14 protein-coding genes are annotated in these 16,081 nt (G+C 41.5%); 5 read left to right on the top strand and 9 right to left on the bottom strand.

What is annotated here, in order from left to right:
- Positions 1 to 220: 220 nt before the first annotated feature.
- Entirely contained in the window at positions 221 to 1,114 is an 894-nt protein-coding gene (locus PP2015_RS20435) for a LysR family transcriptional regulator (RefSeq protein WP_058032333.1), read from the bottom strand.
- A gap of 92 nt (positions 1,115 to 1,206) precedes the next feature.
- On the opposite strand from PP2015_RS20435, the gene PP2015_RS20430 reads away from it, so the two are divergent.
- Complete coding sequence (locus PP2015_RS20430; protein WP_058032332.1) at positions 1,207 to 2,271, top strand: alpha/beta hydrolase; 1,065 nt, start codon at positions 1,207 to 1,209, stop codon at positions 2,269 to 2,271.
- A gap of 48 nt (positions 2,272 to 2,319) precedes the next feature.
- Here the strand turns inward: PP2015_RS20430 and PP2015_RS20425 are convergent, their stop codons facing one another.
- The 8 genes from PP2015_RS20425 to PP2015_RS20385 form a co-directional block, all read right to left on the bottom strand.
- On the bottom strand, positions 2,320 to 3,189 hold the full coding sequence (locus tag PP2015_RS20425; protein WP_058032331.1) for a PhzF family phenazine biosynthesis protein: 870 nt from the start codon (positions 3,187 to 3,189) through the stop codon (positions 2,320 to 2,322).
- 127 nt (positions 3,190 to 3,316) lie between these two features.
- Entirely contained in the window at positions 3,317 to 5,341 is a 2,025-nt protein-coding gene (locus tag PP2015_RS20420; protein WP_058032330.1) for a methyl-accepting chemotaxis protein, read from the bottom strand.
- A 239-nt stretch (positions 5,342 to 5,580) separates the two neighbouring features.
- Positions 5,581 to 6,054, bottom strand: a complete 474-nt coding sequence (locus PP2015_RS20415) for a GNAT family N-acetyltransferase (protein WP_319593343.1) — start codon at positions 6,052 to 6,054, stop codon at positions 5,581 to 5,583.
- A 347-nt stretch (positions 6,055 to 6,401) separates the two neighbouring features.
- Positions 6,402 to 6,788: an SMU1112c/YaeR family gloxylase I-like metalloprotein gene (gene gloA2 / locus PP2015_RS20405; protein ID WP_058032328.1), complete on the bottom strand. Its 387-nt coding sequence runs from the start codon at positions 6,786 to 6,788 to the stop codon at positions 6,402 to 6,404.
- Positions 6,789 to 6,823: 35 nt separating this feature from the next.
- Complete coding sequence (locus PP2015_RS20400) at positions 6,824 to 7,183, bottom strand: GFA family protein (RefSeq protein WP_058032327.1); 360 nt, start codon at positions 7,181 to 7,183, stop codon at positions 6,824 to 6,826.
- A gap of 1 nt (position 7,184) precedes the next feature.
- Positions 7,185 to 7,601, bottom strand: a complete 417-nt coding sequence (locus PP2015_RS20395; RefSeq protein ID WP_058032326.1) for a VOC family protein — start codon at positions 7,599 to 7,601, stop codon at positions 7,185 to 7,187.
- 22 nt (positions 7,602 to 7,623) lie between these two features.
- Positions 7,624 to 9,651, bottom strand: a complete 2,028-nt coding sequence (locus PP2015_RS20390; protein ID WP_058032325.1) for a winged helix-turn-helix domain-containing protein — start codon at positions 9,649 to 9,651, stop codon at positions 7,624 to 7,626.
- A 2-nt stretch (positions 9,652 to 9,653) separates the two neighbouring features.
- Positions 9,654 to 10,049 (bottom strand): MerR family transcriptional regulator, encoded by a 396-nt coding sequence (locus tag PP2015_RS20385; protein WP_058032324.1) that lies wholly within the window; start codon positions 10,047 to 10,049, stop codon positions 9,654 to 9,656.
- Between the two features lie 106 nt (positions 10,050 to 10,155).
- Between PP2015_RS20385 and PP2015_RS20380 the strand changes: the two genes are divergently transcribed.
- From PP2015_RS20380 to PP2015_RS20365, 4 genes are all read left to right on the top strand, one after another.
- Positions 10,156 to 10,488 (top strand): hypothetical protein, encoded by a 333-nt coding sequence (locus PP2015_RS20380; protein WP_058032323.1) that lies wholly within the window; start codon positions 10,156 to 10,158, stop codon positions 10,486 to 10,488.
- A gap of 138 nt (positions 10,489 to 10,626) precedes the next feature.
- Positions 10,627 to 11,970 carry a TolC family protein gene (locus PP2015_RS20375; RefSeq protein WP_058032322.1) on the top strand — a complete coding sequence of 448 codons (1,344 nt, stop codon included), beginning with the start codon at positions 10,627 to 10,629 and terminating at the stop codon, positions 11,968 to 11,970.
- Complete coding sequence (locus tag PP2015_RS20370) at positions 11,967 to 12,929, top strand: efflux RND transporter periplasmic adaptor subunit (RefSeq protein ID WP_058032321.1); 963 nt, start codon at positions 11,967 to 11,969, stop codon at positions 12,927 to 12,929. Before PP2015_RS20375 ends, PP2015_RS20370 begins: the two co-directional genes overlap by 4 nt.
- Positions 12,930 to 12,938: 9 nt before the next feature.
- Entirely contained in the window at positions 12,939 to 16,064 is a 3,126-nt protein-coding gene (locus tag PP2015_RS20365; RefSeq protein ID WP_058032320.1) for an efflux RND transporter permease subunit, read from the top strand.
- Positions 16,065 to 16,081: the final 17 nt, after the last annotated feature.

Here is a 16,081-nt window from a genome sequence, read left to right as displayed (position 1 = left end):
CTTAGGCAAGAGCATAAACTCCAAAATAAGTGAAACTGTCACAACAGTTAGCCCGGATGGTAAATATCTATTTTTAACCGATTTAATGAAAAACAAGGCTTCTCTAATATTTACTAGGTAAGTACTCAGATGATTGAAAAACAAAAGCCTAAGATCTAGCTGTTCATTTACAAATAACTTTCCCTTCAGTTGACCTAACTTCCAACTAAGTCAGGTCAACTTATATCTCTGTACTCTTTAAAAGTGCCAAGAGCCGCTTCATTTTTTCATTTGAATCAAACTTTTTACAATATAAGTAATAATCTACACTCGGTAACGATTGCTCAATAAAAGCAAAATCCACATCATCCTTAAAACGCTTCACGATGCTAAATGGTACAATCGCGAACCCTAAATTATTAGCTACCAAAGACATAGTCACAGCCTTTGATTTTACTTGCTGTATACTACAAGGCACAGATTTTACTTTTTCAAATTCACTTGTAATTTTATCGAATAACTCGGGTTGGATCTGACGTGGGTAGCTTATATAAGGCTTATCATTAAATTCTGATAAGCACACTGTCTGTTTAGCTAGATCCACATTCCAGCTCTTTGGGTATACAGCCACGTAGTCTTCTTGCTTTAATTTATAAACTTGATGTCTAGGTAAATCATGTTCGTGAAGCCTGACGACTGCAGCATCTAATAAATCTTTATCACAGGCTGTAAGCAATTCTTTCGTATTGCCTTCTTGTAGATTAATTACAATATCTGAGTTTTCTTTGTGAAGGCACGCCATTCTCTCACTTAAAAAAGCATCGAATGCAAGTGGTATTGCACCCAATGCAAGAGGCCTATTTTCAATATTTTTAAGCGTTTCAGCGATGGCTTGATGACTTTCTAATAGTCCTTTAGCAATTGCAACTATCTTCTTGCCTTCCATAGTCAAGTTCACAGACCGTGTTGAACGCTCAAAAATTTGAAGCCCTAGGCGAGATTCAATATTTTTTACTTGCTGGCTCAGGGGCGGTTGCGCCATATTTAAACGCTCTGCAGCCTTACTAAAACTTAGCTCTTCAGCGACCACCACTATGTAGCGACATTTTTTGATATCCAACCAATCTATATTCATTTCATATAAATAACGCTAATTTTTATATTTGTTTTGTATCAATTATCACGGTATTAATAAAGAAATTCTTAAGCCGTATAAAAGGAATCTTTATGAAAATACTCTTAAAAGCGATATGTCTAACATTACTCTTGAGCGTTTCGCTATCTGCAGAAGCGGATTTACAGCAACATCAAATATATTCACCAGCCATTGCAGACAACTTTATTGGCACCAATGCAACTCGTACCATTAGCGTCTATTTACCAAAAGATTACGAAAAAAATAATAAAGCATACCCAGTTTTATATTTTTTAGGTGCTTATAATTGGGGAGCTAACTTTGCAAATTCCTTTGAGAAAATATTCGCTGATTATGAACAAACCAAAGAGCCTCTCAAATTCATAGTCGTTATGATTGATGGTGACACGCCACTTAGAGGTAGTTTTTACGTCAACTCCAAAGCGCATGGCAGATTCGCGGACTTTGTTACTAAAGAGGCTGTGCAATGGGTGAACAACAAGTACCGTACTAAAACAGATAGCAAACACACAGCAGTAGCTGGCTTTTCTATGGGTGGGACAGGAGCATTACGATTTGCCGCAGTCAACCCGGCTCAATTTGGTCATGTTTATGCTCTAAGCCCAGGCTTAATTGATGAAAATGGCCTAAGTACTTCATATCTAGGAAATCCTAAAGCAATTGATCGTTATGAGCACTTTCGAAGAGCGCTCGCTAAAACAACTTCACCAAAAACCTTAATGAAAGAAGAATTTAAAAGCTTTCAGGGCATGGCACTTTGGCAAAATGGCGAAGATAACAGCAATGCTGCATTTGTAATGGCATATGGTGGTGCATTTGCGAGTCACAATGGTGAACCGTTTGGTGCACACTTTAGCCAAGCTAAATCACAAATAGATAAGTGGCGTTTTGGTTTTGGAGAGTTAATCAACCAATATAGTGACAGTAAGGTGTTATCAAAATTACACTCGGTTAAAGTCGAGGTAGGCAAACAAGATGAATATAAATGGATTACTGATGGTAGCCTCAAGTTAAAAGCGTTAAGCGAAGCTCAAAAATCCAAAGTAAAGGTTGTCGTGTTTGAAGGTGATCACACTAGCAAAGTCAGAGAGCGCATATCACAAAGCATGCTCCCCCATTTTCAATCGTTACTATAAAAGCTTTTAGATCGACATTGTGGCGTTATTGCAATGCCACTGTATTTTTCAGCTTACCTTTAGAGCGCCTATTTCTTTAGCTTCACCACCTACCTCGATTTTGCTTACTTGGCCGTTTTCTAATTTTACACTCGCACTCAACCTGGACGCACAACCCATAGCGCGACCTTGTTCAAAAACAAAATCAAATGTCTCTTCGCCTGCAAAAACATGCTTAACAAGATAACAAGCCAAAGCGCCACTTGAACTGCCTGTCGCTGACTCTTCTGGAATACCAAAAAGCGGCGCGAAATTTCTGCAACTGGCAGTGAATTCACTGTCAGAATCATTTAGCTCAAAAGCATGCATGCCAATTAAATCGTACTTGTCACAAAACTCGCTAAGCTTCTCGTTATCTACTTCTAATTTGTCTAAATACCCTAAAGGCACGGGCACAATCACATCATTTAAGCCTGTGGAAATGACTTCAATGGGTAACTGAGTTGAAGATAATATATCAAACGGTAAACCAATTAATTCAGCAATATCGTCATATTCGAAAGTCTGCAAGTAACTCGGGCAAGCTTGCTCCATCACTACACGACCATCTTCTTCAACATTAACTGATAAAATGCCGGCTTTCGTGCGTTGTTTATACTTGCCTGCAGAAATTAGATTCTTGCTAAATAAAGTCGAAAAAGTAGCAAGCGTCGCATGACCGCAAAAGTCAACTTCATCAGTGACAGTAAAAAACGACACTTCAAAATCAACCTCATCATCTTTTGAGACAAACGCAGTTTCTGAGTAACCAACCGCTTGTGCTATTTTGAGTTTTTCTGACTTAGACAAGTCATCTGCGTTTAGTACAACACCGGCAGGATTCCCGCCCTTACCATCCAATGTGAACGAATTAACCAAAGTAGCCTTTGTAACCGACAAAACAAAACCTTAATTATTATATTTCGTCTGACAAATTAACTTGAGAAGTGCAGGAATACAAATAAAACATAGATTAAACAAGCAAATAAGCCGCTATTTAGCGGCTCTAAAAAAGGCATTTATCTGATTAAAGCTTGAAGCGTTCTACTGATTCAGCAAGCCGGTGCGCAAAGGCACTCAGTGCTTCACTGCCCTTGGCCATATGTTTCATTGAACTGGCATTTTCACTAGCCGTATCTTTTGCTTTTACCATCACATTACCAATTCGCAGACAATCCCCTTCTTGCTGCTCGGCTGATTGTGTTACTTGTTCACTCAAGTGGGTTACTTCATTGAGTGCATTTTCAATTTGCTGCATCACAACGACTAATGCTTGGCTTTGCTCAACGCATACAGATGCATCGGTTTGACCACTATGGATTGCACTTGCTGCCTGCTTAGTGTCTTGTTGTAGTACCGATATCATCTTATTGATTTCTTCTGTTGAATCTTGCGTACGAGATGCCAATGTTCTTACTTCATCAGCAACAACCGCAAAACCTCTACCTTGCTCACCCGCCCTTGCCGCTTCTATGGCTGCGTTTAGTGCTAACAGGTTAGTTTGCTCTGCAATAGACACGATTGTGTCTAAAATAGAACCTATGTTGTTACTATGTGACGTTAAACGACTCATCATTTCTACTGCTTCAGCCATTTTAGTGTCCAAAGACTCTATATGAGATTGATTGTCCACAACCAACGTAGATGCTTCTGTTTTACACTCATTCGCTTGCAACAAACTTTCAAGGCTTTGTTTTGCATTTTGTGAGACCTGAGACGCAGAGCCCGAAACGCTTTGGGCTAAATTTGCAGCGTCATCCATTCTTACCATTTGCGCAGCAGCGTTATCAGCGACTAGACGACTTTCTGATAGAGATTTTTCTGAAACAGAGTCTAGTTCATGTACTTTCGTGTTTATGTCATCTAATAAGTCTCTTAGACTATTTTTCACTTGGTTTATGTTGTCAATTAAAGTGCCAAATTCATCGTCATTTCTCTTCTGCATATCGCGAGAAAAATCACCTTGCGCAAGATAATTAAGCATTTTATTTACCGCTTTAAGCGGAGAAAGCATGGCTTTACTGGTCGAATATGCAATAAAACCGGCTAAGCCCACGAAGATAATGACGAGTATAATTGCACTGGTTTGGGCTTGAGAAATCAACTCTTGAGTTAGCTTTTGTGACGACTCAAAAGACGTTTTAGTCGTATCTTGAATCGCATTCAATGCATTAATTACATTTATGGAGTGTTCTTCAGATTGACGATAAGTTAATGTCGCATCAACTTGAGATTGACGCTGATTATTAAGCTCTGCATAGAGGCTACCTGGTGAACGAAGCAAGCTTTCTAATTTTTCTTGTGCAGCCTCAAAGGTACTAAATACTTCACCAGCGTTCACACCTTGCGATTGACGTTTTAAAAACGTAAAGTTGTCGTTGATATTATCTAAAATAAAAGACATATCTTCTTTGTGAGCAGCAATATTAGTCAGATTTAAAGTTGGAATTTGTTTCGCATTACTCTCAAGTGTGAAAAGCATGTCATCAATGCGAACACCCGTTCCCATCATTTCTTCGAGTTGACGTCCTTTTGCTCCCTCTATCAACTCGATATCTAGCATTGCCACACTTGCCTTCTCTTTACTGTCTAATAGAGTTTGCAACAAGGTGTCAATTTTATTTTGTGCGAGTAATGAGTTCGATTTTAATGTCAACATTTGAAAGCCCGCTTGCTCCATTGAGCTTATCGCTCGCTCAACCTGAGACACTGAACTAATTAAAGCTTGGTTATACGACAGCTTACTTTTTAATTGGGCAGTTAAACTCTGCTGTGTCTTAGCGGCAGATTCAAAGTTTCGTTTAGCTTGCTCGACCTCATTTTCCGACTCTAGATTATAGGCTTGAGCAACAAGCTTACTGAGTCTCAATTGCTGAAGCTGTAATTCATCAACAGCCCTTTGCCCAGGTAATGTTATGTCAGTCACTTTCCTATTTGCATCACTTATTTGAGATAGCGCCATATATCCCAATGAGCATGCCAGTAAAAGCAAAATTCCGATTGCCCCAAAGCCTGCTGTTATTTTTTGTTTTATTGTTAAATTGCTAAGCATAAAAATGGTTCCCACGGTTGAGGACCGACCACTATGTTATAAAACAAAGTAAATTCCAAGTATTTACTCTAAAACAGTTAACGATTCTTTAATAAATTTAGGCAATTATGGTAAAAATTCCAAGGTGATAAGAAATTAGGCAATTTTTATATTACTAAGAATGTAGTTATTTAAACTGACGACTGATTAAGCTTGATTGTTCTTTGCACATAAATGATTGTTGTAAATTTTAAAGTGCACTAACCTCGCTGTAACGCCACTTTTTTAATGCCATGAGGCGGTGTGAATTGCTTGAAAACTCTAAAACCATGTTTCTCGTAAAGCCTAACTGCTGGTTGGTTGAGTGCAGCAGTCTCTACAATGGCATATTCAAATGGCTTATTTTGAAGAACAAACTCAATTAATCGGCTAGCTATACCTTGTTTAAAATACAGAGGTGATACCGTTAAGCTGTCAATTTCTAATGTTGTTTTTGCAATGTTATCTGCTGATTCCTCATTTAACGATATTTCAATCACACCTGCTAGTTCACCTTCGACAATAAAGCCATAAAACTGAGTCGTTGACGCTTGTATGTTTTCAACTGTGCGGGACAAAGGCGGAAAGCTTTCAACACCAACTAGATCAGCTTCGATTTTGTAAGAGCTTTGAAAAACCTGATAAATTTGCTGGCTAACTTTAGAAACTGAATTGTTTAATTGTTGGATCATCATTTTTTTATTGTTATGGGTATAGAAAAGTACTGAGAATAACTCACTCAATAATCAAAAGGTTATTTTTGCTCAGCATTTTATGCGCAATGAAGTTGTAAAGCACAAGCCAGACAAACACACTCGTTAAGACTGCGTAGCCTCTAAAGGTAGGTAAAAGCCAAATCATCAACACCACAACCAACAAATATGTAATCAGTACTGACGCAAAAAGCTTCAAAGATTTAAGCTTGAGCCTTACACTACAATGATTGCACTTAAAGTAGAACGGAAATAAAGCAAGAGACATTGCAAAAGGCTCGATTTTTTCGTGGCACTTTGGGCAAATCGCATCAGACATCTTGGCTCCTCTAAACTTCATACAACTCTAAAGGTAAACCATCTGGGTCTTGGAAAAAAGTAAAGCGCTTTCCAGTGTATTCATCCACACGAATAGCCTCGACATCAACCCCATGGTTTTCTAATGCCATTACTTCTGTGTCGATACAATCAACACAAAAGGCCAAGTGCCTTAAACCCTGTGCTTCTGGGCGACTCACTCTTTTTGGCGCATTCAGAAAAGAAAACAATTCAATTTGGCTGCCATCAGGCAAAGCCAAGTCTAGCTTGAAAGAGTCTCGCTCTGCTCGGTAATTTTCTGCAACGACTTTTAATCCTAAAACTTGTATGTAAAAAGCTTTAGACCTTTCATAATCAGAGCAAATAATTGCCGCATGATGAATGCCTTTTAAATTCAACCTCTTCTCCTCGCAAAATAGGACATTATCAAAACTTACTCATCTATAAACGTCCAAGTGTCCGCACCGTCAAAACGCCTGACCTTAATATCTTGCGCAGCTGCGGGGTCCACCATACGAAAATTCACAGCGGTTTTTTCTCGACCTGCTTTTTCAGTCAAGGTGTAATGGGTAGTGCACCCACATTTTCTACAGCGATGAAAGTGTATGTATTCATCACCATGACTGTAAATTTCTGTACCACCTTGGCCGATATTGAGCAAAACGTCTTGCGGAGGGTAGTTTCCCCACAGGGCCGCTAAGCGATGGCAGATAGAGCAATTACAACTGGTAAGTGACTCAGGTTTCGGTATAGTTAATTGAATATTCCCACAATGACAACTTGCATTTAGCATCTTATTTTCCTTTATTTTTATTAAGTTGTAGTAAATCCCATTTGTTTCCGTAAAGGTCTTGAAATACCACTACTGTGCCATACTCCTCTTCTCGTGGCGCTTCATGAAACACCACGCCTTTACTTCTCATAAACTCATAATCGCGCCAAAAGTCATTAGAGTGAAGAAACAAAAACACCCGGCCACCGGTCTGATTTCCGACTGCGTTTTTCTGCTCATCAGAACTCGCCTGCGCTAATAATAGATTCGTGCCATTCGAGTTTGGCGGCGACACTTGAACCCAGCGTTTTCCGCCTCCCAAATCTGTATCTTCAACTAAGGTAAATCTAAGCTTATTTGTATAAAACTCAATGGCATCATCGTAGTTTTCAACTACTAGAGCAATACAGCCTATACTTTGTTCAATTTCTTCTGACATCTGCGACCCATCTATTTTTAACTTACTTGAATTCAACCATGACCAATTCGTTTTTGGTTTTCACAAAGTTATCACCCAGCATCTTTAATGACTGTTTTGAGAAGTCACTCATAAACAAATTATTTTCATCAAAACGCCCTATAATTTCGGCTTGCTCTAATGCAGGTTTATAGCGCCAAACATTTTGCTGTTTATCTTGCAAAAAAACCTCATTGCCTTTCACGTAATAGCGGCCTTGAAGTGTTAATGCAGGCAGAGCTGTAATTTCGAGCCCCTGACCAGAAACTATTTTTTTAAGTTGGCTGCTGTCATTCAATATTAAGGTGTTGTCGGCTAACACCTGTGCCCAATGAAAAGGCCCTTCAAATAGAGTGCTAAGGCTATTCGTTTTTAAATCTATAGCAATTAGAGAGGTGTTTAATTCTGTTTCAAATTGTGCGTATAAGGCATTGGATGTTGCTTGCAGCAATTGTTTTACTGGTACATTCAGCGGAAGCTTTTTTGGTTTAGAGTTTTCTTCAGCAAGGTTTAAAAGCCAAACATGATTTTCAATGAGATAAGCTACTCGATTTTTATCTAACCAAATGTGATCTGTAACAGCCCCTGCTTGTGTCAGTTGCAAAAGCTGCTTACCTTGTTGCAGCCAAATCTGAGTTGAACCACTTCGATTGCTGAGTAAACTGAATTCATCTGAATCCGGTCGAAATTTACCCTGCACATCAGTAAATTTCGACGCTGCAATATCAACTACATCATTTAGCTGTGTTACAGAGCTTAAGCGAGCCTGATGGTTGTCTCGACCGAGTAAAGCAAACAACTGCTGGTCAATAAACGTTAACTCCGACACTTGCATACTGCTGGCTAGGTTAGTGTTGCTAATGACTTTTCCCTGAGGACTATATTCTACAAGTGATTTATCTAGAGCTACCCAAAGGTTGCCATTGTCTGTAAATGTCATAGCCAAGCTGCTCGAGCTGAACGTTTGGTCGAAATTGATACCTAAGCTAATGGCTTCAAGCTTGTTCTCTTTTAAGTCAAACATCTTTAATTGATTATTAAAATTTATAGCAAGCTGAGTTTTATCAGGCGATAAAAAAGCATTATCAATCTGACCTGCAAGCAAACTAGTTTGCTGCTGTGTTTTAAGATCCAATGAAATCAGCTCTGACTGCCATTGTTTGTCGGTTTTAATAAACAAAAGTGTTTCATCACTTATGAAAAGCGGTGTGTGATTGAAGTCATTTTGGCAAGGCAATACACGAGTAAGCGCTTTTGTCTTGATATTTAAACCCACCAACTCAGCACATTTAACGCCTTTTTGTTCAATAATTTGGCCAAAACGCAGTTGCTGTTTATCTTCAGTTAAAACCATTCGGCCATAAACATTCACTTTATCTAACAGCTCTTCCCGCAGGTTGTTTTGTGTATTGTGAAGCACTAACTGGTTGCCAGCTTGTTTATCGATAAAGATAAATTCAGTTTTAGACAGCGGAATTAATTGAGCTAATTGCTCAGTTTGTGTATCTAAACTGATTAAATTTGCCTGCGCAGCTCCAACTATTGTGGTCGGTTTAGAAAACCAATGAACTGACGTAAATATGACGATAAATAATGAAACAACCCCTAATAAAGCAATGGGTTGATTCAAGAGACTCTGTTTGGCTTGGTGTGAGGCTGTAATGTTTTGCTTTTCAAGCGCCTTGCCTTCAAATGCCTCAATTTCAAGCTGTTCACCTTCAAGACTATCAGTCACAAAAACCAAACTATAACCACGTTTTGGATGCGTCCTAATAACAGCCTGCTGTTTGGCTGTATCGCCAAGAGACTTTCTCAGTTGTGCGATAACACGCTGTAACGCATTCGGCGCAACAATCACATCTTGCCAAACTTGTTGTTGTAATTGCTCATAGCTGACTAGCTCGCCTTTGGCATCAAATAACACTTTAAGCACCGCCACCAGCCTAGGTTCGAGTTGCGTTACAGTGCCTTGCTTGCTTAGTTCGCCTGATTGCCAGTTTATGGTGAAACCATGAAAATGTGCTTGGTGCATACTTAGTGAGCTCGCAAGTTCTGTAAGATATTGCACTGACTCGAATTTGTGTCATCGCAGCCTTCGAGCAAGCCCGTTAAGGTTTGCTCTAAGGCTTCGAGTTCAATTTTGGCTTTTTTAACTCGCTCTAATTGCGCTGCTATTAAGTCATCTACATGATTATTATGCCCTTCGCAGGCATTGCCATGATCGCATCCAAGCACTTTTTTAATCTCTTCAAGGGGAATTTGTAAATCTCTACAACGGCGAATAAACGATAAACGCTCAACATCCTCTTGCTGATAAACCCGATACCCATTGGCGGCACGTGCGGGCTCTGGTAATAATCCAATCTCTTCGTAATAGCGAATGGTTTTACTGGTCACCTGAGTTAATTTTGAAAGTTCGGCAATTTTCATGTTGACCTTCCTGTTACTGGAAGCTTTATAGTGGCCTTACACTAACGCACTTTTTATTCGTGTGAAATAGTTAAACTCATTTAAATTATTGGTTTATAGATTAGTCATGTTGAAATCGCGCATCGCATACATTTTTGTATTGGTCCTGCTGCACAGTTTATTAAACTGTGACCGCGCGCCATTTCATGCCGATAATAGTCATGATGAACCTGTCCATGTACATGAGTTAGTTAAAGCACCTCATTTCGATCAAGCCGATGACGGCTCTCAGGTCTTTCACGCTGATATTCATAACCACCACACTTGCCACAGCGGCAATAGCGTTAAAGTGCAAAGTGTGCTGGCTTATAGCGAACAAATAAGCAGTTACAACCCAACTTATCAAAGCAAGAGTTATCCGCCTTTAGTACCACCTCCGAGTTTACTCAATCACGCCTAGCGCACACATTTATAAATTTTTGAACTGATGACTCATAGCTTCTAGCTTCTAGCTTCTAGCTTCTAGCTTCTAGCTATCATCCTGTGTGCGCTCGACTGTTAATTTTCATCCCGAATTTTAATAAATTGAGTAATGAACATGAAAAAGATCTCATTTTTGATCATGGGTTTGGCTATTTATATGCCACAACCTGTGTGGGCCGAGCAAACGCCGCTTAGCCTAAAAACCGTGCTACAACGCACACAAGCAAACCACCCGAGTTTGCAACTTTACAAAGAAAAAGCAGCAGTTATTGAAGCGAACCGCTTACAAGCGGGTTTATCGCCTAACCCTGAATTAAGCTTCTCGCTCGAAAATGCATTCGGCAATAACGAGGCAAAAGATGTCAGTGGTATAGAAGGCACTTTGCTTATAAGCCAACTGTTTGAACGCGGTGATAAAAAGCAGCGTCGCATTGCGATGCAAGATAGCAAACTGGTTCAATTTCAGACCGAATATCAACTCACGCAACTCGATGTATTTGCTGATGCCACTGCGCAATATTACCAGGTGATGCGCTTACAAAGCTTACTCGCATTAAGCCAAACACAGCAAAGTACGGTATCGGACGCGCTTAATACCATTAAACAGCGTGCAGCGGCGGGTGCGGTATCGAATGCCGATGTGGCTCGAATGCAGTTTGAACACGGTACGCTACAGCTCGAACAGCAACAGCTTGAAAGTGAATTTACAACAGCAAAACTGCACCTTGCTCAGTTTTGGTTAGATGAAGCTGACTTCAGTAACGTTCTAGAACTACTGCCGATACGCAGACACACTAACGGCAATCTGAAAACAGAACTTACTTTGCCTAATTTAGCTGACTTACATAACGCTATTGATATGGCCCCTGAAATTCAACTTATTTCGCAACAAGTGCTATCCGAGCAAGCAGCTATGCAATTGGCTTCAGCTAATTCGGTCGCAGATCTTACTTTGGGCACAGGAGTCAGATTTGATAATGCCAGTAACAGTGCTTCACTGCTGTTTGAAGCAGCAATGCCACTGCAACTCAGCAATTCGCAACAAGGCAATATTAAAGCGGCTAGTGCGCAAATCAACTTATTAAGTGAGCAGCAGCAATTAATTCGCCAATCTCTTAAACAACAGATCAGCCAAACCTACACCCTAGCGCAAAACCAACAGCGCAGACTCTTGCAGTTGCAAAGCCAATTACTCCCTTTGGCAAAAACTTTAATCTCGCAAAGTTTAGACAGCTATCGTCTTGGGCAGATCTCAGTGCTGCAACTGTTAGATGCGCAAAAAGAGCGTTTCAATACCGAGCAAGCGATCATAGACACGCAAGTCGCACTACTCAATTCACACCTTATGTTACAGCGCTTGATAGGCAACACCTCACTATCAGCACTGAATAATGCTCATTCACAGTCACCTCTCTCTAATCAAACTGCAACTTCTTCGCCATGGAGCAACACATTATGAAATCATTAAAACTATCGACTATCGCCTTAACATTCGCTTTCTCAACGCTCGCGATGACTCATAGCTCAATGGTTTTTGCTGGCGAAGGGCATGATCACGATGAAAAGCCAACTTATACACAGAAACAACCGCCACATGATGAAGAAGAAAATGTCGTAGTGCTCTCCGAGCAAGCCATTTTAGCCAATGGCATAGAAACCGAACGTGCGAGCATTGGCATAATAAGCCAACACGACACTTTGTTTGGCGTGATCGCGCCAACCATAGACAACACTTTCACCATCATGGCCCCTTATCAGGGCATTGTTGAAAAAGTATTTGTAGAAATTGGTGATCGAGTGACAAAAAACCAGCCGCTACTCAAAGTACAAAATCGCCAAACGTTACAAAGCTACATCATTAAGAGCCCTGCCGATGGTGAAGTCACGGAACGTTTAATTGCGCAGGGGCAACTGGCGTTAGATCAAACCTTACTGACCATCATTAATCTCGAGCAAGTGTGGGTTGAGCTGTCGGCATTTCCTGAAAACATCGAAAAGCTCAAAATCGGTCAAAGCGCTGATATTTACGATTTACACCAACACTTAAACACCTCGGGCAAGGTCTCGTATATCGCCCCTATGATGACAGGCGGACATATCGCCCGGGCAAGAGTGGTGATCAACAACCTTGACGGACATTGGCGACCGGGCATGCATGTGAAAGCCGATGTAAAAACGGCTGAGCTTACAAGCCAATTAAGAGTGAAACAAACCGCGATTCAAAGCTTAGAAGACGAAAACGTGGTGTTTGTTAAAACCGCAAACCGCTTTGAGGCGCGCCATGTAACACTTGGTGAAGCCAATCGCGAATGGGTGTCGGTCATTGAAGGCTTAAATGCAGGGGAAGAGTATGTCACTGAAAACAGTTACATCTTAAAAGCCGATCTTCTCAAAAACGGCGCAAGCCACGCGCATTAAGGAGCAGGTATGATTGATTTTATAGTTTCTTTTGCCGTAAAGCGTCGCTGGCTAGTCATAGCAGCCACTTTGCTGGTTGCCGCATTTGGTGTGTATAACATGACACGTTTATCGATAGATGCGGTCCCCGATATCACCAACGTACAGGTGCAGATCAATACCAAAGCCACCGGTTTCACTCCTTTAGAAACCGAGCAACGGATCACCTATTTAATAGAAAACGCCATGGCAGGGTTGCCAAATCTCGAAACAACACGTTCGCTATCCCGTTATGGTTTATCTCAAGTCACCGTTATTTTTAACGAAGGCACCGATATTTACTGGGCAAGACAGCAAATTGGCGAACGCCTGCAAAGTGTTCGCAGTGAATTGCCCAATAACATAGAACCCAGTATGGGCCCTATTGCCAGTGGCTTAGGTGAAATATTTACCTATATTGTCAGAGCACAAGAGAGCGCCAAAAAGCCCGATGGCTCGGCTTATGGCGCAGAAGATCTGCGTACTTTGCAAGACTGGGTTATTAAACCACAACTCATGAAAGTTAAAGGTATTACAGAGATAAACAGCATCGGCGGCTTTGAAAAACAATATCAAGTCGCCCCAGAGCCGAGCAAACTACTTGCGTATAAACTGACTATTACCGATGTAGTTAATGCGCTTGAGCAAAATAATGCTAATCGCGGCGCAGGTTATATTGAGCGCAATGGTATGCAATATTTGGTTCGCTCTCCCGGGCAATTGAAAACCCTGACGGACATTGAACAACTTGTTGTCGCAAGGCGTGATGCGCCAGTTCGTATTAAAGACATAGGTAAAGTCTCGTACGGAAAAGAGCTTCGAACCGGCGCTGCCAGTTATGGCGGTGAAGAAGCAGTGCTTGGCACAGCCATGATGTTGATGGGCGAAAACAGTCGTGTGGTTGCCAAAGCCGTTGCCGATAAACTACAAGCAATTCAATCCAGTTTGCCTAAAGGGGTTATTGTCGAAGCCGTTTATGACCGCACAACATTAGTTGATAAAACCATTGCCACCATAGAGAAAAACCTATTTGAGGGCGCGGTGTTAGTTATCGTTATTTTGTTTTTATTACTTGGCAACATCACAGGCGCACTCATCACCGCATTGGTTATTCCACTGAGTATGTTGTTTGCCATGACAGGCATGGTAAGCAATCGCGTATCGGGTAACTTAATGAGCTTAGGGGCCATAGATTTTGGTTTGATAGTAGACGGCGCGGTCATAGTCGTTGAAAATGCCCTGCGCCGTTTGGGATTAGCCCAACACCAACACGGTCGCTTGTTAACCTTACAAGAGCGTTTAGACGTTGTATATCACAGTACCAAAGAGGTCTTTAATCCCGCCGCATTTGGCATGCTGATCATCATGTTGGTGTATTTACCCTTATTTGCTCTAGAGGGCGTCGAGGGCAAAATGTTCCAGCCAATGGCGTTTACCGTGATTGCTGCGTTAATCGGCGCGCTGATCTTTTCTATTACCTTTGTGCCTGCAGCCATTGCCATTTTCGTTAAAGGTAAAATTGAAGAAAAAGAAAATCGAGTCATGCGCTCAGCAAAAGCCATTTACCAGCCGTTACTCGCTTTCTCTTTAAAACACTCAGTTGCGTTAGTCGCCGTGGCATTCACTTTTGTAGGAATTGTCGCTTGGCAAGCACAAAAACTTGGGGCTGAATTTTTACCTAAACTCGACGAAGGTGATATTGCTATGCATGCGCTTCGGATCACGGGCACTGGGTTAGAGCAATCGGTTGAGATGCAATTAACGCTTGAAAACACCATTAAAACCCTGCCTGAAGTGGCGCATGTGTTCTCAAAAATTGGCACACCGGATGTCGCCACCGACCCTATGCCGCCGAATGTGGCTGACACCTTTATGATCTTAAAGCCAAAATCTGAATGGCCAAATCCTGATGAAAGTAAAGCCGATGTACTTACTCGACTCAGAGCTAAAGTCGCAGACATGCCGGGTAATAACTATGAGTTTACTCAGCCCATTGAAATGCGCTTTAACGAATTAATCGCCGGTGTGCGTGCCGATGTGGCACTGCGCATTTATGGCGATGACTTAAGTGTACTTAAACAATATGGTGAAAAGGCCACTGTGCTATTGAAAAACGTCAAAGGTGCCACCGATGTACGCTTAGAGCAAATGGCTGGCTTACCGACTTTATCGGTTGAACCACAACGTGATCATTTGGCGTTACTCGGCTTAACGGTCAGTGATATTCAAGACATGCTTGCCGCTGCTGTCGGCGGTGTTGAAACAGGCCTAATTTATGAGGGCGACAAACGCTTTAAACTCTTAGTCAGGCTTGATAAACAATGGTCACAAGATTTAGAGGCCTTAAAATCACTGCCTGTGGCTCTGCCAGTAAGTCAGAACCCAGATCTGGCGTTTGTGCCCTTGGGGGAAGTAGCCAATATAGTGTTAACCACAGGACCGAATCAAATCAACCGTGAAAGCGGCAAACGCAATGTGATTGTCACCGCCAACGTTGATGAGCGAGATTTAGCCAGCTTTATCAGTGAAACAAAAACGCTTATGAATGGCGAACTCAATCTTCCTGCAGGTTATTGGCTTGATTATGGGGGGACTTTTGAGCAACTCGAATCAGCCAGCCAACGACTTAGTATTGTTGTACCTTTGACTTTATTATTAATACTTGGCCTGCTTTATAGCGCGTTTAATTCAATCAGGGATGCATTGGTCATTTTCAGTGGCGTACCATTAGCGTTAACCGGTGGTGTATTGGCTTTAGTGCTCAGAGACATGCCATTTTCAATTTCTGCCGCAGTCGGCTTTATCGCCCTTTCTGGAGTGGCAGTACTTAACGGTGTGGTCATGCTGTCGTTTATCAAGCAACTCAGGGGGCAAGGTTTAGAACTATACCAAGCTATCGAGCAAGGGGCCTTGCAAAGGCTACGCCCTGTCATGATGACTGCCCTAGTCGCCAGCCTAGGCTTTTTGCCCATGGCGCTGAATGTCGGTACAGGTGCTGAAGTACAAAGGCCTCTGGCTACCGTCGTCGTCGGCGGCATTATTACCTCGACACTGCTTACTTTGGTCGTGCTCCCCGCATTGTATAAACTAGTACAACGAAAAACTAATAGGCCGTAAGACGACATTATTTTGAT

The sequence above is a fragment of the Pseudoalteromonas phenolica genome, assembly GCF_001444405.1.
Classification (GTDB): Bacteria; Pseudomonadota; Gammaproteobacteria; order Enterobacterales; family Alteromonadaceae; genus Pseudoalteromonas; species Pseudoalteromonas phenolica.
The sequence above is the reverse complement of the archived record's forward strand: the minus strand, read 5'-3'. Positions and strand labels throughout refer to the sequence as shown.

Coding starts and splice junctions, on each gene's coding strand:
- PP2015_RS20415 (WP_319593343.1), bottom strand. CDS start 6,054: ATGATGATCCAACAATTAAACAATTCAGTTTCTAAAGTTAGCCAGCAA.
- PP2015_RS20380 (WP_058032323.1), top strand. CDS start 10,156: ATGTTGAAATCGCGCATCGCATACATTTTTGTATTGGTCCTGCTGCAC.
- PP2015_RS20400 (WP_058032327.1), bottom strand. CDS start 7,183: ATGCTAAATGCAAGTTGTCATTGTGGGAATATTCAATTAACTATACCG.
- PP2015_RS20435 (WP_058032333.1), bottom strand. CDS start 1,114: ATGAATATAGATTGGTTGGATATCAAAAAATGTCGCTACATAGTGGTG.
- PP2015_RS20420 (WP_058032330.1), bottom strand. CDS start 5,341: ATGCTTAGCAATTTAACAATAAAACAAAAAATAACAGCAGGCTTTGGG.
- PP2015_RS20390 (WP_058032325.1), bottom strand. CDS start 9,651: ATGCACCAAGCACATTTTCATGGTTTCACCATAAACTGGCAATCAGGC.
- PP2015_RS20370 (WP_058032321.1), top strand. CDS start 11,967: ATGAAATCATTAAAACTATCGACTATCGCCTTAACATTCGCTTTCTCA.
- PP2015_RS20365 (WP_058032320.1), top strand. CDS start 12,939: ATGATTGATTTTATAGTTTCTTTTGCCGTAAAGCGTCGCTGGCTAGTC.
- PP2015_RS20375 (WP_058032322.1), top strand. CDS start 10,627: ATGAAAAAGATCTCATTTTTGATCATGGGTTTGGCTATTTATATGCCA.
- PP2015_RS20430 (WP_058032332.1), top strand. CDS start 1,207: ATGAAAATACTCTTAAAAGCGATATGTCTAACATTACTCTTGAGCGTT.
- PP2015_RS20395 (WP_058032326.1), bottom strand. CDS start 7,601: ATGTCAGAAGAAATTGAACAAAGTATAGGCTGTATTGCTCTAGTAGTT.
- PP2015_RS20385 (WP_058032324.1), bottom strand. CDS start 10,049: ATGAAAATTGCCGAACTTTCAAAATTAACTCAGGTGACCAGTAAAACC.